Source organism: Rhodococcus sp. 06-462-5, from assembly GCF_002258315.1.
GTDB lineage: Bacteria > Actinomycetota > Actinomycetes > Mycobacteriales > Mycobacteriaceae > Rhodococcoides.
On record NZ_NOYD01000001.1, the window covers coordinates 345,271 to 365,386 of the forward strand.

The 20,116-nt window shown below is 65.3% G+C and carries 15 protein-coding genes; 7 read left to right on the forward strand and 8 right to left on the reverse strand.

The genetic code is table 11. From position 1 onward, the window contains the following. Positions 1-4 precede the first annotated feature (4 nt). From CH251_RS01730 to allB, 5 genes are read left to right on the forward strand one after another with little or no spacing between them, the layout of a single operon-like run. Complete coding sequence (locus tag CH251_RS01730) at positions 5-886, forward strand: 2-hydroxy-3-oxopropionate reductase (RefSeq protein ID WP_094611521.1); 882 nt, start codon at positions 5-7, stop codon at positions 884-886. Between the two features lies 1 nt (position 887). After that, a complete protein-coding gene (gene gcl, locus CH251_RS01735) occupies positions 888-2,687 on the forward strand; it encodes a glyoxylate carboligase (protein WP_094611522.1) in 1,800 nt (599 codons plus the stop codon). Between the two features lie 2 nt (positions 2,688-2,689). Beyond that, complete coding sequence (locus CH251_RS01740; RefSeq protein WP_094611523.1) at positions 2,690-3,823, forward strand: glycerate kinase; 1,134 nt, start codon at positions 2,690-2,692, stop codon at positions 3,821-3,823. After that, the gene (alc, locus tag CH251_RS01745) at positions 3,820-4,863 is read left to right on the forward strand and encodes an allantoicase (RefSeq protein ID WP_094611524.1); all 1,044 of its coding nucleotides are present in this window, start codon (positions 3,820-3,822) and stop codon (positions 4,861-4,863) included. Before CH251_RS01740 ends, alc begins: the two co-directional genes overlap by 4 nt. Further along, positions 4,805-6,169, forward strand: a complete 1,365-nt coding sequence (gene allB, locus CH251_RS01750) for an allantoinase AllB (RefSeq protein ID WP_094611525.1) — start codon at positions 4,805-4,807, stop codon at positions 6,167-6,169. The genes alc and allB overlap by 59 nt, the downstream gene beginning before the upstream one ends. Here allB and CH251_RS01755 read toward each other — a convergent pair. The 7 genes from CH251_RS01755 to CH251_RS01785 all read right to left on the reverse strand — a co-directional run bounded on the left by CH251_RS01755 (position 6,166) and on the right by CH251_RS01785 (position 16,337). Beyond that, positions 6,166-8,502 (reverse strand): HNH endonuclease, encoded by a 2,337-nt coding sequence (locus CH251_RS01755; protein ID WP_094611526.1) that lies wholly within the window; start codon positions 8,500-8,502, stop codon positions 6,166-6,168. The genes allB and CH251_RS01755 overlap by 4 nt on opposite strands. A 178-nt stretch (positions 8,503-8,680) precedes the next feature. Next, complete coding sequence (locus tag CH251_RS01760) at positions 8,681-9,757, reverse strand: XdhC family protein (RefSeq protein WP_218828257.1); 1,077 nt, start codon at positions 9,755-9,757, stop codon at positions 8,681-8,683. Between the two features lies 1 nt (position 9,758). After that, complete coding sequence (locus CH251_RS01765) at positions 9,759-11,201, reverse strand: NCS2 family permease (RefSeq protein WP_094611527.1); 1,443 nt, start codon at positions 11,199-11,201, stop codon at positions 9,759-9,761. Between the two features lie 122 nt (positions 11,202-11,323). Continuing rightward, positions 11,324-13,648 carry a xanthine dehydrogenase family protein molybdopterin-binding subunit gene (locus CH251_RS01770; protein WP_256978750.1) on the reverse strand — a complete coding sequence of 775 codons (2,325 nt, stop codon included), beginning with the start codon at positions 13,646-13,648 and terminating at the stop codon, positions 11,324-11,326. After that, a complete protein-coding gene (locus CH251_RS01775) occupies positions 13,645-14,997 on the reverse strand; it encodes an 8-oxoguanine deaminase (protein WP_179273684.1) in 1,353 nt (450 codons plus the stop codon). Before CH251_RS01775 ends, CH251_RS01770 begins: the two co-directional genes overlap by 4 nt. Next, positions 14,994-15,467 (reverse strand): (2Fe-2S)-binding protein, encoded by a 474-nt coding sequence (locus CH251_RS01780; RefSeq protein WP_094611528.1) that lies wholly within the window; start codon positions 15,465-15,467, stop codon positions 14,994-14,996. Before CH251_RS01780 ends, CH251_RS01775 begins: the two co-directional genes overlap by 4 nt. Before the next feature lie 3 nt (positions 15,468-15,470). Then, entirely contained in the window at positions 15,471-16,337 is an 867-nt protein-coding gene (locus tag CH251_RS01785; RefSeq protein WP_094611529.1) for a xanthine dehydrogenase family protein subunit M, read from the reverse strand. Between the two features lie 147 nt (positions 16,338-16,484). On the opposite strand from CH251_RS01785, the gene CH251_RS01790 reads away from it, so the two are divergent. Both CH251_RS01790 and CH251_RS01795 read left to right on the forward strand, forming a co-directional pair. Then, positions 16,485-17,990, forward strand: coding sequence for a PucR family transcriptional regulator (locus CH251_RS01790; protein WP_256978752.1), 1,506 nt, complete (start codon positions 16,485-16,487; stop codon positions 17,988-17,990). Between the two features lie 49 nt (positions 17,991-18,039). Next, positions 18,040-18,336 carry a putative quinol monooxygenase gene (locus tag CH251_RS01795; protein ID WP_094611530.1) on the forward strand — a complete coding sequence of 99 codons (297 nt, stop codon included), beginning with the start codon at positions 18,040-18,042 and terminating at the stop codon, positions 18,334-18,336. 15 nt (positions 18,337-18,351) lie between these two features. On the opposite strand, the gene CH251_RS01800 is transcribed toward CH251_RS01795, so the two are convergent. After that, complete coding sequence (locus CH251_RS01800) at positions 18,352-20,052, reverse strand: EAL domain-containing protein (protein ID WP_094611531.1); 1,701 nt, start codon at positions 20,050-20,052, stop codon at positions 18,352-18,354. Positions 20,053-20,116 lie beyond the last annotated feature (64 nt).

Here is a 20,116-nt window from a genome sequence, read left to right on the forward strand (position 1 = left end):
TCTCATGAGCACCATTGCATTCATCGGCCTCGGAATCATGGGCAGCCCCATGTCCGTTCATCTCGCCAAGGCCGGCCACCAGGTGGTCGGCTACAACCTGACCCCCGATCGCACCGGCCCCCTCGTCGAAGCCGGTGGTACCGCGGCGGACTCCATCGCCAAGGCCGTCCACGACGCCGACGTCATCGCGATCATGGTCCCCGACTCCCCCGATGTGCAGGACGTCCTGGTCGGTGAGGGTGGTGTGTTCGACAATGCTCGACGCGACGCGCTGATCATCGACTTCTCCAGCATCCGTCCCGACGTCACCGCCACCTTGGCTGCCGACGCGACCTCGCGCGGCTTCCGGATCCTCGATGCCCCGGTCTCCGGGGGCCAGGCCGGTGCCGAGAACGCGACGCTGTCGATCATGGTCGGTGGCAGCGCGGACGACTTCGCAACGGCCAAGCCGATTCTCGACGTCGTCGGCAAGACCGTCGTGCATGTGGGCCCGAGCGGATCCGGGCAGACGGTCAAGGCGGCCAACCAGTTGATCGTGGCCGGCAACATTCAGGTGCTCGCCGAGGCGATCGCGTTCCTCGAGGCGTACGGCGTCGATCTGGCTGCGTCGGTCGAGGTTCTCGGCGGCGGCCTCGCCGGCTCGGCCGTGCTGAACCAGAAGGCCCAGAAGATCCTGGACCGGTCGTTCGAGCCCGGGTTCCGTATCGACCTGCACCACAAGGACCTCGGTATCGTCACCTCGGCAGCGCGCGAGGCGGGAGTCGTGATCCCGATGGGTGCCGTGCTGGCGCAGCTGATGGCTTCCGCCCGCGCCAATGGTGATGGTGGACTGGATCATTCGGCACTGTACCGCGGCGTCGCTCGGCTCTCGGGTAAGGACAACTGATATGGCCAGGATGCGCGCGGCCGATGCCGCAGTGAAGATCCTCGAACTCGAAGGTGCCACAACCGCATTCGGTCTCCCCGGTGCGGCCATCAATCCCTTCTACGCGGCGATGCGCGATCACGGTGGGATCCGCCACGTGCTGGCCCGCCACGTCGAGGGTGCCTCGCACATGGCGGAGGGGTTCACCAGGGCAGCTCCGGGCAACATCGGAATCTGTATCGGTACGTCCGGCCCGGCCGGAACCGACATGATCACCGGGTTGTATTCGGCCATGGCCGACTCGATTCCGATCCTCGCCATCACCGGCCAGGCCCCGGTCGCGCGGTTGCACAAGGAGGACTTCCAGGCCGTCGACATCGCGTCGATCGCTGCGCCCGTGACCAAGATGGCGATGACGGTGCTCGAGCCGGCCCAGGTTCCCGGTGCCTTCGCGCAGGCGTTCCACCTGATGCGGTCCGGTCGCCCCGGTCCGGTGCTGATCGACCTGCCCATCGACGTGCAGCTGGCCGAGATCGACTTCGATCCCGACACCTACCAGTCGCTGCCCGTGCACAAGCCCGTCGCCTCGCGTGCTCAGGCCGAGAAGGCCATCGACATGCTCCTCGCGGCCGAGCGTCCGTTGATCGTCGCCGGCGGCGGCATCATCAACGCCGATGCCTCCGATCTGCTCGTCCAGCTCGCCGAGATCCTCGACGTCCCGGTCATCCCGACCCTGATGGGCTGGGGCACCATCCCCGACGATCACCGTCTCGCGGCAGGCATGGTCGGTTTGCAAACCGCGCACCGGTACGGCAACGCAACCCTGTTGGCCTCGGACTTCGTGCTCGGCATCGGAAACCGTTGGGCCAACCGACATACCGGCGGACTGGACACGTACCGCAAGGGCCGCAAGTTCGTCCACGTCGACATCGAGCCGACCCAGATCGGACGTGTCTTCGCGCCGGACTACGGCATCATCTCCGACGCCAAGGCCGCACTCGAGCAGTTCGTGGCCGTCGCCGAGGAGCGTCGGGCGGCGGGCACGTTGCGTGATCTCTCGGGCTGGGTCGAGGACTGTGCGACTCGTAAGCGGACGATGCATCGGCGCACCCACTTCGACAACGTGCCGATCAAGCCGCAGCGCGTGTACGAGGAGATGAACAAGGTCTTCGACCGCGATACCCGCTACGTCAGTACCATCGGGCTCTCGCAGATCGCGGGCGGTCAGTTCCTGCACGTCTACTCCCCGCGCAACTGGATCAACTGCGGGCAGGCCGGCCCGCTCGGCTGGACCATTCCCGCGGCACTGGGTGCGGTGGCAGCCGATCCCAAGGCGAATGTCGTTGCACTGTCGGGAGATTACGACTTCCAGTTCATGATCGAAGAACTGGCCGTCGGTGCGCAGTTCAATCTGCCGTACGTGCACGTGGTGGTGAACAACTCGTACCTCGGGCTGATCCGCCAGGCGCAGCGCGCCTTCGACATGGATTTCTGCGTGCAGTTGGGATTCGACAACATCAACCACCAGGACACGTTGGACACTCAGCCCGGTATCCCCAAGGGCTACGGCGTCGACCATGTGCAGGTGGCAGAAGGACTGGGCTGCAAAGCACTCCGAGTCACCGATCCCGACCTGATCGGTGAGACGCTGGTGCGGGCGAGGACTCTGGCCAACGAGCACAAGGTTCCCGTCGTCGTGGAGATCATCCTCGAGCGGGTCACCAACATCTCGATGGGCACCGAGATCGACAACGTCGGCGAGTTCGAGGAGCTGGCCAACACCTCGGCGGACGCACCCACCGCGTTGCTCCTGCTGGACTAGAGATGACGCGAATTCTGCTCGCTCCCGACAAGTTCAAGGGCTCGCTGTCGGCGGCGGAGGTCGCGCGGGCGTTGGCATCGGGGATGCTCTCGGTCGACTCGTCGCTCGAGACGGTGTGCCTGCCCGTCGCCGACGGCGGTGACGGCACCGTCGATGCTGCCGTCGCCGCCGGGTGGGACCGAATGGCAGTGACCTGCTCGGGGCCGACCGGTGAAAAGGTGAACACGTCCTACGCACGCCGGGGCGATACCGCCGTCGTCGAACTGGCATCGGCCGTCGGGCTCGAGCTCCTGCCGGGTGGTCGTCTGGATGCTTCGGGGGCCAGCACATTCGGTCTCGGCACCGTCATCGCGGACGCTCTGGAGGCGGGTGCCGAACGTATCGTCGTCGGACTCGGGGGTAGTGCCTCCACCGACGGCGGTGCCGGAATGCTCGTCGCGCTCGGTGCGCGCATCCTCGATGCCGACGGCAACGACGTCGCGCTAGGTGGCGGTGCGTTGCGCGGCGCGGTGCACCTGGATCTGTCCGGGCTGTTGCCGTCGGCTCGGAACGCGGTGTTCGAGCTGGCGTGCGACGTCGACAATCCGTTGCTCGGCCGGACCGGAGCCGCGGCGGTGTACGGACCGCAGAAGGGTGCCGGACCGCAGGAGCTGCTGTATCTGGAACACGGGATGCGGCAGTGGGCGCATCTGGTGCGCAACGCAATCGGACGTGATGTGAGCGGGCTGGCCGGAACCGGAGCGGCAGGTGGCACTGCGTTCGGAGCCATCGCCGTACTCGGAGCTGCCGCGAAGCCGGGTATCGAGACCGTGCTCGAACTGATCGACTTCGGTAGCGCTCTGGCGTCGGCCGATCTGGTCGTCACCGGTGAGGGCTCGCTGGACGAGCAGAGCTTGCACGGCAAGGCACCGATCGGTGTCGCGCACGCTGCACGTGCAGGCGGTGTCCCGGTGATCACCGTGGCCGGGCGGAGCGTCGTCGGCCTGGACCGATTGCGCCCCTACGGAATCACCGCCTCCTATGCACTGACCGACCTGGAGCCGGATCCTCGGATCTCGATGCGTGATGCGGGCAGGTTGTTGCACGAGGTGGGCCGAACCTTGGCCACCACACACATTTTGGAAGGAACCTCATGACCGGAATCGATTTCACCACGCTGACCGATCTGGCTTCTCGGGCGCTCGGCGGTAGCGTCTCCGCAGCGAACGACGAGTTGTTCGCCCAGCGCGAGAACCTGATCAAGCCCGATGCTCCGCTGTTCGATCCCGCGGACTTCGGCCACAAGGGAAAGGTGTACGACGGGTGGGAGACTCGTCGTCGCCGTGACGAAGGCGGTCACGACTGGGCGATCGTGCGACTGGGGGCACCGGGCATCGTGCACGGCGTCGTCGTGGACACCGCTCACTTCACCGGCAACTACCCGCCGTTCGTGTCCGTCGAGGCGGCGTCGATCGAGGGCTACCCGTCCATCGAGGATGTGCTGAAGGCAGATTGGCACACCATCGTCGACAAGTCCCCGGCGGCCGGTGACACCGCGAACAAGTACCAGGTGGCCGATCGGCACCGGTGGACGCATGTGCGTCTGTCGATCTACCCCGACGGCGGCGTCGCCCGGTTCCGTGTGCACGGTCAGGTGGTGCAGGATCCGCGGTTCCTCGCCGGCACCGTGGACCTGCTCGCCGCCGAGAACGGCGCTCGGCTCACCGATTGCTCCGACGCGTTCTACTCCTCGCCGGCCAACATCATCCTGCCCGGTCGGGCCCGCAACATGGGCGAAGGCTGGGAGAATTCTCGACGACGCAACGGCGGCAACGACTTCGCAGTATTCGCTCTCGCATCGCCCGGTGCTCCGCGACACGTGGAGGTCGATACCAGCTACTACGTCGGTAACGCACCGGGGTGGATTCGACTCAGCGCTGTCGATTCTCGTCGCCGACACATCACGGACCCGACGGCATGGAGCGAGATTCTGCCCCGCACCGCCGTTCAACCGGATACGCGCCACCGGTTCCTGCTGAACGAGGCCGACGCGTACACACACCTGCGACTGGACGTGTACCCCGACGGCGGACTGTCCCGATTGCGATTGTTCGGTGAACTCGACGCCGAAGCCCTCGATGCGGCCGACATCGCGTGGAAGTCCTCGGAGCTTCAGAGTGTCTCCAGTGCAGTCTGATCTGGTTGTTCGCGCTTCGCGGGCGGTGATCGACGGACGGGAGGTTGCGGCCTCGATCTCCGTCCTCGACGGCCGGATCGTGGCCATCGACACTGTGGATGCCCGCGTGTCTGCGGAGGTGGTCGTCGAGCTCGGCCCGGACGAGGTGCTGCTGCCGGGTTTGGTGGACACCCATGTGCACGTCAATGAGCCGGGGCGCACCGAGTGGGAAGGGTTCGCCAGCGCGACCCGAGCCGCAGCCGCGGGAGGTATCACGACCATCGTCGATATGCCGCTCAACAGCATCCCCCCGACAGTGGACGTCACGGCGTTGGAGATCAAGCGGCGCGTGGCGGTGGATCAGTCGGTCGTCAACGTAGGTTTCTGGGGCGGTGCAGTGCCGGGAAACGTCGATCAGCTGAGGCCACTGCACGAGGCGGGCGTCTTCGGCTTCAAGTGCTTCCTGCTCGCGTCGGGCGTGGACGAATTTCCGCCCTTGACGCTGCCGGAACTGGAGAAGGCCCTGATCGAGATCGCCTCGTTCGACGGGTTGATGATCGTGCATGCCGAGAACGCCGAGGTGATCGCCGAGGCACCGTCGGCGGTGGGTCGTGAGTACTCGGGATTCTTGGAGTCGCGTCCGCGTGCCGCCGAGAACCGGGCCATCGAGCAGGTGATCGAGTTGTCTCGACAGACGGGGTGCCGGGTGCACATTCTGCATCTGTCGAGTGCCGATGCCTTGCCGATGATTGCGGCGGCGAAGCGCGACGGCGTACGGGTGACCGTCGAGACCTGTCCGCATTACCTGTGTTTCGATGCGGAAGCAGTGCCGGCGGGCGCGACCCAGTTCAAATGTTGCCCGCCGATCCGCGAGGCCGGCAACCGAGAGTTGTTGTGGCAGGGTTTGTCCGACGGCACCATCGACACTATCGTCACCGACCACTCCCCCTGTACGCCGGATCTGAAGAGGTTCGACACCGGAGACTTCGGTGATGCGTGGGGCGGAATCGCGTCGTTGCAGGTGTCGCTGGCTGCGGTGTGGACCGAGGCGCGTGCCCGTGGGTTCGCAGTGACCGACATCGTGCGGTGGATGGCCACCAATACTGCCGACCAAGTCGGTATGGCCGATCGCGGGCGCATCGATATCGGTTGCGCTGCAGATCTTGTCGTGTTCACACCCGACGAACGATTCACCGTCGACGTCGCGCAGCTGTACCACCGTAATCCGGTGACGGCGTACGACCGACTCGGATTGTCGGGTGTGGTGCGGCGGTCATGGATCGCGGGCTCGGAATCTTCGACCGGGCGCTTGTTGGCGCGCGCCTAGAACGGCGGTGCTGCCGTGTCGTCTGTCTCCTGCTCCTGGTTGTCGGGTGGGTTGGGGTAGGCGATGATGCCGGATCGTTTCGGTTTGGTGGGGATGTGTGGTCTGAGGTCGTTGCCGAGGATGGGTACGGCTGTGCCGTTGGTGGGCAGGGTGATTCGGGTGGTCTTCGACGTCGATGTCCACAGGATCGCGCCGCCGGGGAGCATGACGGCTTTCCAGTAGCCGGCGGTTTTGACGCAGTGGTGGTACTCGCACAGGCACCGCAGATTGTTGACGGTGGTCCAGCCGCCGCCGAGAGGGTTGGTGTGGTCGAACGGGTTGATGTGGTCGAGTTGGCAGCGGGCGGCGGGTCGGTGGCAACCGGGAAATCGGCAGTGTTTGTCGCGGAGTCGGACGGCTGCGGTGGTGAGAGTGTCGGGTCGGTAGATCAGGGCCCGGTCGGTGAGGGGGTCGCGGGAGACCGACTTTCCGAGGGTGGGGTCGGCGACGATGGCGGCTTCGAGTGCGGCAGCAAGGGATGTGGTGCCGAGGTAGATGCCGGAGGGTGTCTGGCCTGCTGTGCAGCCGGTGCGGTTGCCTGACCGGAGTGCCGAGCGTAGGTCGGGTGCCCTCATGTTGTGGGCGGGATGTCTGATGGCGTCCAGGTCGAGGGCAGAGCTGTGCCGTGTGCCCCTGCCGACAGGGGTGTGAGTGCAGAACAGGGCTGCGGCTGAGTTCAACGATTGCAGGCGGCGCGGAGGTCGATCCTCGGTGTCGGTACCCGCACCTGGGCGTGTACTCGATGCAGGACTACTGATCGATGTCGGCTCGGATCCACTGATAGTTTCCTCGTCACTGCCGGTTTCGTGGTTCCTGGTGGTATCGGATGGTGCAGTGGGAGATCGGTTTTCGCTCGAATCTGGCACTGGATCAGCGGTCGGCCTCTGTTGGACAGGTGTCGACGAAGTCGGTGCGGGTGCTGGTGACGCAACTGGCTCTGGGCCGGTCGCCTGCGGCGGCTCCGGTAACGGCTTGGTGATGGCCGCCGAAGCGGTTGTTGCTGCGTGCTTGCGGGCTGGGCCTGAGCCTAGGGTGGTAGCTGCTGCCGGGTCGGTTGCGGGCTCGGTGATCGGCGCGGGATCGTCGACCTGATCGACCCCATCTCCTGCCGGCGAGCTGTGTTCGGGTGCAGGAGAACCGGGCCCGGTTGGTTCCGACGCCGAAGCTGTCTCCACACTCGAATGAGCCGTCGATGCATTCTGTGCACCTGCACCTGCACCTGCACCTGCGTTCGCGTCCGTGGGTGTCTCGGCAGTCGTGTCGGTGCCCGCAGAGGCATTCGCATCCGAATCCGGATCGGTGCCTGCTGCCGTTGCCGTGTCGGTTTCTGTTGCAGGCTCGGTCTTTTCACTGTCGGGGATTCGTTCCCATTCCCCGGTTTCCGGGTTCTGCACGGCCAGTCCGAGTTTCTCGGCGAGGGTGACTGCTTCGGTGAGCAGGACCTGCCACTGACTGTTGCGTGCCAACTCCCGGGCGAGGTCGGGGTCGATGGACCCATGACCGGCCAGATACGCCGGGTTGGCGAGGAGGCCGATGAGGGTGGCGATGTCGACGGTGATCATCGTCAACGGCACCCGCCGATCCGGCAACACCGCATCCGCCTTGGGACAATCCTCCCGTTGGCACAGGCATTCCAGGCGGGGTTCGCCGTGCATGCGGGCCATGAACGCATCACACAAGCGTTCTTTCTTCCCGCGCGGATCTTTCGGGCACAGGGTGTCCGCCATCTCCTCGAGCAGCTGCCACGCAGCGGCAGCTTCCGGTGCGGTGAGCTCGGCCCGAATGCGGGTGAGTTCCCCGGCGGGGGTGTAGGTGACGGTGCGGAACTTCTTCGCGAACTCCCGCAACGCCGCTGCCTCGTCGGGTGCGACGCGCACCAGGATGTCCCAGATCTCCTTCTCCAGCGGACCCGGTGACGACCGGCGGGCCGCTTCGACGATCTCGTCCTCGACCTTCTTGACGATCTCGTCGCTCAGGTTGTCGAGGATCCGGCACACCGTCCGCACCCGCGCAAGGTCGATTTCACCGGACTCGAACGCGACCTTGAGCAGTGGCAGTCGGGTGTGCAAAGCGACACCGACGGAAACCCACGATTCGGCGACCGTCGCCGAACATCCCAACGCGACCGCCATCTCGGTGCGCCCGTATCGGCTGTAATGCTTGTGTTTGGTGTCGAGGGTGATCCAGTCGCAGTGCACGCGGTAGCAGGCGGTGATCTTGCGGGCCGCCTGCCGATTCTCCTCACACGCGGCCGCGGTCAACGCCTCCAGCGACACAGCTGGCAGTGCACCCATCTTTCACCCCCCGGTGAGCAACATTTCAGAACGTCCGTTCGAACTGAAAGAAGACTAACCCGTGCCACCGACAAGAACTGAAAACGCTCAATTCGGGCCCTGTGAGCAGGCAATATCCGTTCTGGAGTGTGTCTTTCGGGGGGCAGGAGAGTGATGACGAAGCCGCGCCACTGAAGGTCTACGCGTATTTTGCGTTCACTCCGTCGTGATGAATCGGGCCGGCGGTACGAGTCAGTGGCAGCGCACTACCCCCGCGTCGCACGGCCACGAATTCGGCAGCGATGGCAAGCGCAGTTTCCTCGGGTGTTCTCGCACCCAGGTCGAGGCCGATGGGAGACTTCAAACGCGCCAGCTCGTGCTCCGTCAGCCCCACCTCGCGTAACCGGGCCGCGCGATCGTCATGAGTCCTGCGCGATCCCATAGCCCCCACGAACGCCACGGGCAGTCGCAAAGCTACTTCGAGCAGCGGCACATCGAACTTGGCGTCATGCGTCAGCACGCAGATCACCGTCCGCGAGTCGACCGTAGTCCGCGCCAAGTAGCTGTGCGGCCATTCGGTCACCACCTCGTCGGCGTCGGGAAACCTGGCAGCAGTGGCAAATACGGGCCGGGCATCGCAGACCGTGACTTGGTAGCCGAGAAACTTGCCCACGCGGGCGAGTGCTCCGGCGTAGTCGATGGCTCCGAAGATCAGTAGCCGTGGCGCAGTGGCGTAGGACTGTACGAACACGTCGAGGTCCGGCCTGCACCGCACCGACCGGATGCCGGTACCGCCGGAGTCCAACATTGCCAGCGCCTCACCGACGACCACCGAGTCGACGTCGGAGAACCCGGTGCTACCGATCGTGGCCGTGGCGGACACCGCGAGCGACTGCCCGGACTCGGAGAGCACCGTCACCGTGGCCACTGCAGTATCCGATGCGATGGCCGCGAGCACCGCCCGCGAAGGGCCGAGGCGGACGAAGACTTCGATCACACCCCCGCAGGTCAGACCGACCGCAAAAGCATCGATATCGCTGTAGCCGAACGACTCTCGCTTGGACTCGCCGGTCTCGAGCACCTGCAGGCACAGCTCGTACACCGCGCCTTCGACGCACCCGCCCGAGACGCTACCGACGGCCTCACCGTCGGAGCAGACCGCCATCGCGGCACCCGGAAGCCGTGGAGCACTTCCGGACACCGCGATGACTGTCGCCACTGCGTAGGGAACACCTGCATGGTCCCAGGCGGTCAGACGATCGACGATCTCTTTCACGTTACGAGATTCCCAACGCTTCTTCGATCGGGTGCAGGGCGAAGTAGACCAGGAAGATGCCCGACATCAGGTACAGCAGCCAATGCGTCTGGCGTGCCTTGCCTTTGGCGAGGCGAACGAGGGTGTACGAGATGACACCGGCGGCGACTCCGACGGTGATCGAGTACGTGAAGGGCATCAGCACGATGGTCAGGAAGGCCGGGATGGCGATTTCGGTGTTCTCCCAGTCGATCTTGCGTACGTGCGTCATCATCAGCGCGCCCACCAGAACCAGGGCCGGGGCCGCAGCACCCACCGGAACCACGCCGGCCAACGGAGTGAAGAAGATCAGGCTCGTCAGCAATCCGCCGGTGACGACGCTGGCCAGACCGGTTCGGGCACCTTCGGTGACGCCCGCTGCGGACTCGACGACAGCCGTATTGGCGGAACCGTTGATCGCACCACCGACGATGGCACCGATGCCGTCGACGGTCAGGATGCGGCTCAATCCCGGCATCCTGCCTTGCTTGTCGACCAGTCCGGCTTCCTCACCGACTCCGAGGATGGTGCCCATGGCATCGAAGAAGCCCGAGAGAACGAGAGTGAACAGGACGACCGACGCGGTGACGATTCCTGCCCGAGCGAATCCGCCGAACAGGTCGACGTTGAACAGTAGATCGAATTGCGGTGTGGCGACGATGGAATCGGGCACCTTCGGTACCACGGGACCCCACGCCTCGGGTTCGATGTCGAACACCGAGTTCAAGATGATCGCAAGATTGGTGGCCACGAAGATGCCGATCAGCATTGCGCCCGGCACCCTGCGAACGAACAGCATGATCATCAGGATCAGGCCGACGCAGAAGACGAACACGGGCCAGCCGGCGAGCTTGCCGAACGTGCCGAGGGTGACCGCGGTGGATGCTGCCTCGTGGTGTCCGACGAACCCTGCGTCGACCAGGCCGATGAGCGCGATGAATGCACCGATCCCGACGCCGATCGCCTGCTTGAGTACCAGAGGTATGGCATCCATGATGAGTTGCCGAATGCCGGTGAGAGCGAAGACTACGATGACGACGCCCTCGAGAACCACCAGGCCCATCGCCTGCGGCCAGGTCATGTACGGCGCGGCCTGGAACACCACGATGGGCGTCACCCCGAGGCCGGCCGCCATGGCGAGGGGCGCGTTTCCGACGACCCCCATCAGGATGGTCGTCAGACCGGCGGACAATGCCACCATGGTCGACAGCTGAGCGGGATCGAGCGTGGCACCGGTGACGTCGCGGGCATCGCCGATGATCAGAGGGATGAGAACGATCAGGTAGGCCATGGCCACGAATGTGGTGACGCCACCGCGAATTTCGCGTGAGAGCGTCGAACCGCGGCCGGTGATGTCGAAGAACTTGTCGATCTGGGATCGACCTCGTCCACTTTGGCGAGTGCTGGATGTGCGTACGTCGGTCATGATCGGCCCTCCCAGGGCGTGATCAACCTCGTCGAGCGTGGGGCCGGGCCGACGTGCCGGGGGAGTTGGCGTCGGTGCGGTTGTGCCGGAGAAGGTTTCGTCGAATGGTGATGGAACTCGGATCAGCTGTTGATGATGTGTTCGGGTCGAACGGGCACGCGGGTCAACGCGAGCCCGGTTGCATTGCGGATGGCTGCGACCACGGCGGGCGTCGACGAGAGGGTGGGTGGCTCGCCCGCTCCGCGAAGACCGTACGGTGCCAGGGGATCCGGGTTCTCGAGGATGTCCAGCTTCATGGGCGGCATGTCCAGAATGGTCGGAATCAGGTAGTCGGTGAACGACGGGTTCTTCACCAGACCGTCCACGACGACGATTTCTTCCATCACCGCGAGACCGAGTCCCTGCGCTGTGCCGCCGTGGATCTGGCCTTCGAGCGAGAGCCGGTTGAGGATCTTGCCGACGTCCTGCACGGCCGCCATCTCGACGACCTTGACCAGACCGAGTTCGACGTCGACGTCCACCACGGCGCGATGGACACACAGGGCGAGCTGGGTGTGGCTCGCTCCTTGCCCGGTGACCGGATCCATTCCGCTGGTGGGGCGATGGTGGAATTCACGCGTCTGCTCGATGACCCGGTCGCCGAGTACGTCCTCGATCGTCGCCAGCACACCGTCGGTGGCCGAGACGATCTTGCCGCCGTCGAGGCTCAGGTCTGCCACCGCGCGGCCCAGGTACAGGCCGGCCAGGACGAACACCGCCTCACGGACGGCCTCGCAGGCGGTCTTGACTGCGCCGCCGGTCATGTACGACTGCCGCGACGCGGACGAGGAGCCGGCATTGCCGACCTTGGTATCGGCGGGATGGATAACGACCTTGGTGACGCCGAGCTCGGTGCGCGCGATCTGCGCCTCCAATGTCACCAGGCCCTGTCCGACCTCGGCCGCGGCGGTGTGAACCAATGCTGTTGCCTCGCCACCGATCACCTCCAGTCGAACGCGCGCGGTGGAGTAGTCGTCGTAGTTCTCGGAGAAGCAGATGTTCTTGATGCCGACGCCGTAACCGATCCCGCGTACGACGCCTTCGCCGTGGGTGGTCTGCGATGCCCCACCCGGCAGATTACGGATGTCCGACGCGTCCACGGGGGCAGGCAGTTCCATCGCCTCGGCTCGGGCGAGCATCTCGGCGAGTGGGGCGGGCGCTTCGATGACCTGGCCGGTTGCCAGGATCGATCCCTGGCTGACGGCGTTGATCTGGCGGATCGCCACCGGACCGATGCCGCAGGCCTCGCCGAGCTTGTCCATCATGGACTCGTATGCGAAACATGCTTGCACTGCGCCGAATCCACGCATTGCGCCGCACGGCGGGTTGTTGGTGTACACCCCGTACGCATCGATCTCGATGTTGGGGATGACGTACGGTCCGACGCCGAGAGAGGCGGCGTTGCCGACCACGTTGAGGGTGGCAGAGGTGTACGCGCCGCCATCGAGGATGATCTCGACATCGGCGAACACGAGTTTGCCGTCGCGGGTCGCGCCGTACTCGTAGTGCATCTGCGCGGGGTGGCGGTGCACGTGTCCGAAGAACGATTCGTAGCGGTTGTAGACGATCTTGACCGGCTTGCCGGTGTGCATGGCGAGCATCGCCGCATGGATCTGCATCGAGAGGTCCTCGCGGCCACCGAACGCCCCACCGACGCCGGCCAGCGTCATCCGGATCTTCTCCTCGGGCAGTCCGAGGCACGGCCCGATCTGGGCGAGGTCGTTGTGCATCCACTGTGTCGCGACGTAGAGGTCGATTCCGCCGTCCTCGGCAGGCACGGCCAGTCCCGATTCGGGTCCCAGGAATGCCTGATCCTGAATCCCGACGGCGAAGTCGCTGCTGACGATCACGTCTGCGGTCGCCCGAGCGGCGGCGACGTTGCCGACGCGCACCGGCTGATGCCGCGCCACCCCGCCGCGTTCCTGCACCTTCGGGTAGTCCGGGTCCAGCGCGGCGCGTCGGGCATCGGTCAGAGGCTCGAGCACGTCGTAGACCACGACGATCTTCTCCATTGCGCGCCGGGCAGTTTCGGGATGATCGGCAGCGATCAGGGCGATCGGCTCGCCCTCGTGCCGCACCTCTTCGAAGGCCAACACCGGCTGATCCCACGTGTGGTCGAGGCCGAAGCATTTGCGTCCCGGCACGTCCTCGTGGGTGAGTACTGCCTCGACGCCGGGTGTTGCCAGCGCCTTCGAGATGTCGACGGAGACGATCTTCGCCCGAGGATGCGGGCTGCGAAGCGTTGCGCCCCAGAGCATGCCGTCGATGAACAGGTCCGACGAATATGCGAACTCGCCCTTGACCTTCAGGGTGCCGTCGGGTCGCAGAGGGCTGTCGCCGACGCGGCCGCGTCCCGGTGCGGGGATGTCGGCGGGAGCTTGCCGGGGTGTGGTGGTCGGGGCGCTCACAGCACGTCCTCCGCGAGTTTCATCAGGCGACGGTGCGCATCGGCTCCGGCGCGGCCTATTTCGTCCTGCGGTGCGCTGGTCAACACGTCGTTCTCGACGATCGTTCGACCGCCCACCATCAACCGTGCCAGCGGTGGTGTCTGCCCGTACGCGAACGCAACGACGGGGTCGTCCACGGCCGAGTAGAAGCCGTCGGTGCGCCAGATCGCGATGTCGGCCAGCTTGCCGACCTCGAGCGATCCGATCTCGCTCTGACGTCCCAGTACCGTTGCTCCGCCCAGTGTTCCGATCTCGAGTGCCTGACGCGCCGTCAGCGCAGTGGGTCCGTACTTGGCCCGCTGCATGTACATCGCCTGTCGCACTTCGCCGGCCAGCGGCACCATTTCGGCCGAGGCGGAACCGTCGACTCCGAGGCCGACGGGCGCACCGGCGGCGAGCAGGTCCGAGATCCGGGCGATACCCGCGCCGAGTCGTGCGTTGGAACTCGGGCAGTGGGCGGTACCGGTGCCGGTGGCCGCGATCTTCGCGATATCGGAATCGTGCAGGTGTACCGCGTGGGCGAACCATACATCGTCGCCCAGCCAGCCGACCTGCTCCATGTATTCGACCGGGGTGCAGTTCATCTGAGCGAGGCAGTGCTCTTCCTCGTCCAGGGTCTCGGCCAGATGCGTGTGCAGCCGAACACCTTTGGCGCGGGCGAGCCCTGCGGACTCCACGAGCAACTCTTTACTGATGGAGAACGGTGAGCACGGTGCGACCGCGATGCGGAGCATCGAACCGAAGGAGGCGTCGTGGTAGGTGTCGATGGCCTCGGCGGTGGCGGTGAGGATGTCGTCGAGCGATTCGACCACCTCGTCCGGTGGCAGACCGCCGTCGGACACACCCCGGTCCATCGACCCTCGGCACGGCTGGAAGCGCACGCCGATGCGTCGTGCTGCATCGATCTCGGCCGCGAACAGATCGCCTCGGCCCTTGGGAAAGATGTAATGGTGATCGGTGCTCGTGGTGCACCCCGACTTCGCGAGCCAACCGAGGCCGGCCGCGGCAGCACCTCCGACGACCTCGGCATCCATTTTGGACCACGGCTTGTAGAGTGCGACAAGCCATTCGAAGAGCGTGTTGTCCTTGGCGAGGCCCTGAGACGCCCACTGGTAGAGGTGGTGGTGGGTATTGACGAGTCCAGGGGTGACGAGGCAGCCGGACGCGTCGATCGTCTCGGCCCCGGCGATCACCGGTGCCGGGCCCGAACCGATGGCGCTGATCGTGTTGCCCTCGACAACGAGGTATCCGGAGGGGATTTCGTCCCCGACGATGGGAGCGATGTACGCACCCGAGATCACCGTGGTCATTTGGCTTCGGCCTTTCGAGTTGCTGCGAGCCGTACGGCATCGAGGATCTTTTCGTATCCGGTGCAGCGGCAGAGGTTTCCGGCGAGAGATTCGCGAATTTCGACGTCCGACGGGTTGGGAACGCGCTCGATCAGATCGTGGGCCTGGACCACGAGTCCCGGCGTACAGAATCCGCATTGGACGGCCCCGCACTCGACGAACGCTTCTTGCATCGGGTCGAGCTTCTCGCCGTCGGCGAGGCCCTCGACGGTACGGATCTCGCGGCCCTCGACCTGACCGGCCGCCACCAGGCAGGCGCAGGCCGGAATGCCGTCGAGATAGACGGTGCACGAGCCGCATTCGCCTTGTTCGCACGCGTTCTTGGATCCGGGCAGTCCCATGCGTTCGCGCATCAGGTACAGCAGACTCTCGCCCTCCCAGACGTCGTCGGCTTCCATGTCTTTACCGTTGATGGTGCAGTTGACTCGCATGTTTCAGGCCACCTTCCGTGCGGCTGTGAGGTCCCGCCATGCCCAGCCCAGTGTTCGCCGGGCCATCACGGACAGGGCGTGCTTGCGGTAATCGGCAGTGCCACGTACGTCGTCGATGGGACTTGCTGCTGCACTGACCAATCGGCCGAACTCCTCCGACACCCGAGGATCGAGGGCACCGTCCCACTCGAGTTCGGCCGCGAGGTAGTTCTCGGCATCGTAAGCCCGGCGCGGCGTCGGCGCAGCGGAGCCGAGACCGGTACCGACGCGACCCTCCTGCGGAAACAGTGCGATCGAGAACGAGCAGACGGCGATGACCATGGCGTTGCGGGTGCCGATCTTCGAGAAGTACTGCGGCCCTGCTGCCGGTGCCACGTGGAAGGCGCGGATGAGTTCGTCGGGCTTGCACGAGTTCCGTTTGACGCCGAGGTAGAACTCGGTCGCGGGGATCATCCGTACGCCGCGTGCCGCCGATTCCACTTCCACGGTGGCACCTGCAGCGAGCAGGGGTGCGTGCAGATCGCCTGCGGGTGACGCGCCGCCGAGGTTGCCGCCGACGGTGCCGCGATTGCGGATCTGCGGTGAACCGACCGTGCGGGACGCCTGGGCGATGCCGGGAAGCTTGTCTCCCAGCTCGGCGATGATGCGTACGTACGGCACACCGGCTCCCACCCGCAGGGTGCCGTCGGGAAGCTGTTCCCACTCGGTCAGCTCGGTGATCGGGTTCAGGTCCAGCAATCCCCCCGGACGATGCAGATCGAAGTTCATCTCGACCATGACGTCGGTGCCGCCCTGGATGGGCACCACGTCGACATCGTCGGCCTTTGCGGCCAACGCGTCGCTCCAGGTCTGTGGTCGCAGGAATTGCATATCTTTGCTCTCCGCTCGCTGTCTGCATATCAAGTTCACCCAGTACAGCCGCCGGGCGCGATACGAACGAGAGACAGGAACGACGAAGTATGACGGCGATCACAGTGTAGGTTTTGGAGGATCCTACGAAGAGGAGGTCGATTCACCGTGAGGCTGCGTGATCTCGCCGATCTCCCCGATCTGAAGCTGCAGCCGATCGTCGCGCCCGAGCACTTCGATCCGACCATCAGATGGGTCGTGACCACCGACATGCTCGATCCGAGCCGCTACCTCAGTGGCGGAGAACTGGTCCTGACCGGTCTGATGTGGCGGACGGGCCCTGAGGACTCGATGACCTTCGTACGGGCGGTGTCCAAGGCCGGCATCGCAGCGCTGGCGGCGTCCGACGACGGCGTGGTGCCCGACGATCTGGTGGACGCCTGCCTCGAGCACGGGCTACCGCTCTTTCGTGTACCCGCCGACATTGCTTTCGCCACGGTCACCGAGAGCGTCGTCCGGCAATTGTCGACGGCGAGAGCCTCGGACCTGAGTCTCGTGCTCGACCGGCATCGGCGCCTCGTGGCGAGCGCAGGCCCTGGCGGCGGATTGGGGCCGCTGCTGGAGATGGTGAGTTCCGATCTGGGCATGAACTGCTGGGTGGTCACTGCGTCGGGACGGGTACTCGCCGGATCCGACAACCCGCCGGACACCGAGGCCGTGGCGCAGGAATTCATGACGTCGGTGCGGCTGCCGCGGTACTGCCGAGAGCAGCGCGTGTCGGTGTTCGCCGTCGATGGAGAGTCCGCACCGCGGGTCGTGGATTGGTTCGTGGCATTCGAAAGCGATTGGCAGACATGGGATGCACCGAGGCTGTCTCTGGCCGGGCAGCTGGCGTCGATCGTGGCCGTGGAGCGCGGTCGCGTCGACGACCGTCTCTCGGGGTCGGGAATTCTGGCCCAGGAATTCGTGCGCGCGATCGTCGGGGGCGCGACGTCCGCCGACATCCTCGCCCAGATGCACGTCATCGGACTCGATATCGAAACACGTTACGCTGCAGTGGCTGTGGCCACATCGGGCGAACCGCTGCGGCTCGGTGAGCTACGTCCACTGTTGCGAGAAGTGCTGGCACCGTTGGAGATCACGGTCGGGATCGTCGACGACGAGGCCATCGCGTTGGTGGAGGCGCGAACCGACCGAACCGATTCCGTTCGGCGAGCCGTCGACACACTGGCACCGGGGCTGATCGGTAGCGGTACCTCGATCGGTGTCAGCGCTCCGACCGCGCCCGCCGACATCCGAAGCGCGATCGAGGAAGCGCGCTACGCCCGCCGGCTCGCCGAGCGCCGCGGCTCGGACTGCAGCGTCGTCGGGCACGATGAATTGGCCACGCTGACAATACTTCTCGCCAACGTACCCGACGACGTGCGACGCATGTTCACCTCTAGGCTGTTGACTCCCCTCGTGGACTACGACGACCTGCACAACAGTGATCTCGTCGAGACACTGTCGGTGTACCTCGACACCAACGGTGCCTGGACGCGTTGTGCCGAACAACTGCACATGCACGTCAATTCCGTCCGATATCGCATCCAGCGCATCGAGGAACTCACCGGTCGTGATCTGTCGCGACTGGAGGACAGAATCGAGTTCTACTTGGCACTTCGGCTCAGATGACCAGTGTGGGCGGGAGTGGAGCCTGCGGAACGACCCATAGACTGGGGTCATGGCTCTCATTGCATTGTTGGATCTGACGTTCAAGCCCGAGTCCGTCGCCGAGGCCCGCGCGTTGTTGCGGACGGTACTCGCCGATACTCGCGCATTCGAGGGTTGCCTCGGCGTCGAGGTGTGGGTCGACGAGGAGAACGAGGCGCACGTGATTGCCTACGAGACGTGGGAGTCGGCCGAGGCCGATGCGAAGTACCGCGAGTTCCGCGCCGGTCCAGGCAAGATCGTCGAATTGCCGCCGCTGCTCGCCGCAGCGCCGTCGTTGACCAAGTTCACCGTCGATTCGTCGTTCTGATCCTGGAAGGTTCGGTTACGTCGCCACTCGTCGATGGGAGTGCGCGGACGCCGGTTCCGGTCGGCCGGTGAGGAAGCCCTGCACCATTTCGGCCCCGAGTTCGTTCGCCACCTGCAGTTCCGCTTCGGTCTCGACGCCTTCCAGGATGACGGCGGCATCGATCTGCCGGGCCAAGTCGATGATCGCGGCCGCGGCCGCTCGCCGCAGGGGATCACGGTCGATCCCATGGACCAGCGCGTAGTCCACTTTGAGGATGTCCGGGCGCAGTTCGATCACGTGGCGTAGACCGGCGAATCCGGCACCGACGTCGTCGATGGAAATCTGTACTCCCGCAGCGCGGAGACTGTCGATGGCTCGGGTGACCGCGAGGTAGTCGTCGACACGCTCGTGCTCGGTGATCTCGAGGTAGAACGTCCGCGACGCCAGGTGCGGACGTAGTCGATCGAGCAGGTTCGTCGTCCGGATGGTGTCGGCCGATGCGTTGAGCGAGACGAACGATCCCGGCGGCAGATCGTGCATCGCGTCGAGCGCCCGGTCGAGTGCGGCTCGTTCGAGGCGGGGGCCGATGCCGGCCTCGGTGGCGTCGCGGTACCACGACAGCGGAGATCCGGCACCGAAGGGAAAGCGTGAGAGCGCCTCGAAGCCGACGACGGATCCGGTGACGGTGTCGCAGATGGGCTGAAAGAAGATATCGGGGCCGCCGGATGCGATGAGTTCGTCGATCCGTATCCGCGTCTGTTCGTGGGAGTTCGTTTCGGGAAGTCGCTCGGACACCGCGTTCCCGGAGGTTCGTGACTTGAATCGGTACATCTCTATGTCGGCCAGTGCGATCAACCGTCGAACCAGGACATGAATGCTGGTCTCGGAATCGAGTGCTTCGACCGCGGATCCGAGGCTGGTGGTGAACCGAGGCCCGTCGAACGTCTCCTCCAGGGCGGCTCGAATCCTGTTGTCCGACTGAGTGATTTCCTCGCGAGTGCCGGTTCGGACAACCACGAACTCATCACCGCCCAGTCGTGCGACCGCCGACCGATCACCCACTGCCTCGGACAGGCGCCGGGCGACCTCGATCAGGACGGCGTCGCCCGAGGGGTGGCCGAATCTGTCGTTGATCTGCTTGAAACGGTCGATGTCGAGGACCGTCACCCCCACGGCATCGCCGGCCTCGGAAGGCGAGCCGCCGAGGGTGTCCACGGTGTCGAGCAGACCGCGGCGATTCCACAGGCCGGTCAACGGGTCGCGCAGCGCCCGTGCGGCCTTGAGTCGGAGCTGCCCGATGTAGGCCTTGATCATGAAGGGGGCCGCGTACAGGGAACCGATGGTGACGATGCGGGACGCAGCCGACCACGGGTCGGCACCGTCGATGACGGCCAGGACACCGAGCGTCAGCAGTGTGACGCTTGCGACGGCGAGGTGTACGACCATCATCCGATAGGAACTTCCGACGACGATGAAGGCGGCGACGATCGCGAACATCGCGCAACCCGGCATCGCGTCGAAGTGAGTCCGAAAGGCGAACAGGACCGAGACGATCCCGACATCGGCGTACAGGATGTAGGCCGTGGCCAGGCGTGGGGATGTCCAGGGACGGAGGTACCAGGCGATGGCCACGGGCACCGTGGTGGCCGACGCGAGGAGAACCGCGATCGAGGCCGGACCGGAGAACTGCCCCGCAGGGATCATCAGCACACCGGCCAGTCCGAACGTCAGCGTCATTCCGCTGATGAAAAGACGAACCCAACGCTCCTCGGTGGTGGGGATGAACTCTCCCAGATCGGAA

Coding starts and splice junctions, on each gene's coding strand:
- alc (WP_094611524.1), top strand. CDS start 3,820: ATGACCGGAATCGATTTCACCACGCTGACCGATCTGGCTTCTCGGGCG.
- CH251_RS01780 (WP_094611528.1), bottom strand. CDS start 15,467: ATGCGAGTCAACTGCACCATCAACGGTAAAGACATGGAAGCCGACGAC.
- CH251_RS01730 (WP_094611521.1), top strand. CDS start 5: ATGAGCACCATTGCATTCATCGGCCTCGGAATCATGGGCAGCCCCATG.
- CH251_RS01800 (WP_094611531.1), bottom strand. CDS start 20,052: ATGACGCTGACGTTCGGACTGGCCGGTGTGCTGATGATCCCTGCGGGG.
- CH251_RS01775 (WP_179273684.1), bottom strand. CDS start 14,997: ATGACCACGGTGATCTCGGGTGCGTACATCGCTCCCATCGTCGGGGAC.
- CH251_RS01785 (WP_094611529.1), bottom strand. CDS start 16,337: ATGCAATTCCTGCGACCACAGACCTGGAGCGACGCGTTGGCCGCAAAG.
- CH251_RS01765 (WP_094611527.1), bottom strand. CDS start 11,201: ATGACCGACGTACGCACATCCAGCACTCGCCAAAGTGGACGAGGTCGA.
- CH251_RS01755 (WP_094611526.1), bottom strand. CDS start 8,502: ATGGGTGCACTGCCAGCTGTGTCGCTGGAGGCGTTGACCGCGGCCGCG.
- allB (WP_094611525.1), top strand. CDS start 4,805: ATGCGGCCGACATCGCGTGGAAGTCCTCGGAGCTTCAGAGTGTCTCCA.
- CH251_RS01795 (WP_094611530.1), top strand. CDS start 18,040: ATGGCTCTCATTGCATTGTTGGATCTGACGTTCAAGCCCGAGTCCGTC.
- CH251_RS01740 (WP_094611523.1), top strand. CDS start 2,690: ATGACGCGAATTCTGCTCGCTCCCGACAAGTTCAAGGGCTCGCTGTCG.
- gcl (WP_094611522.1), top strand. CDS start 888: ATGGCCAGGATGCGCGCGGCCGATGCCGCAGTGAAGATCCTCGAACTC.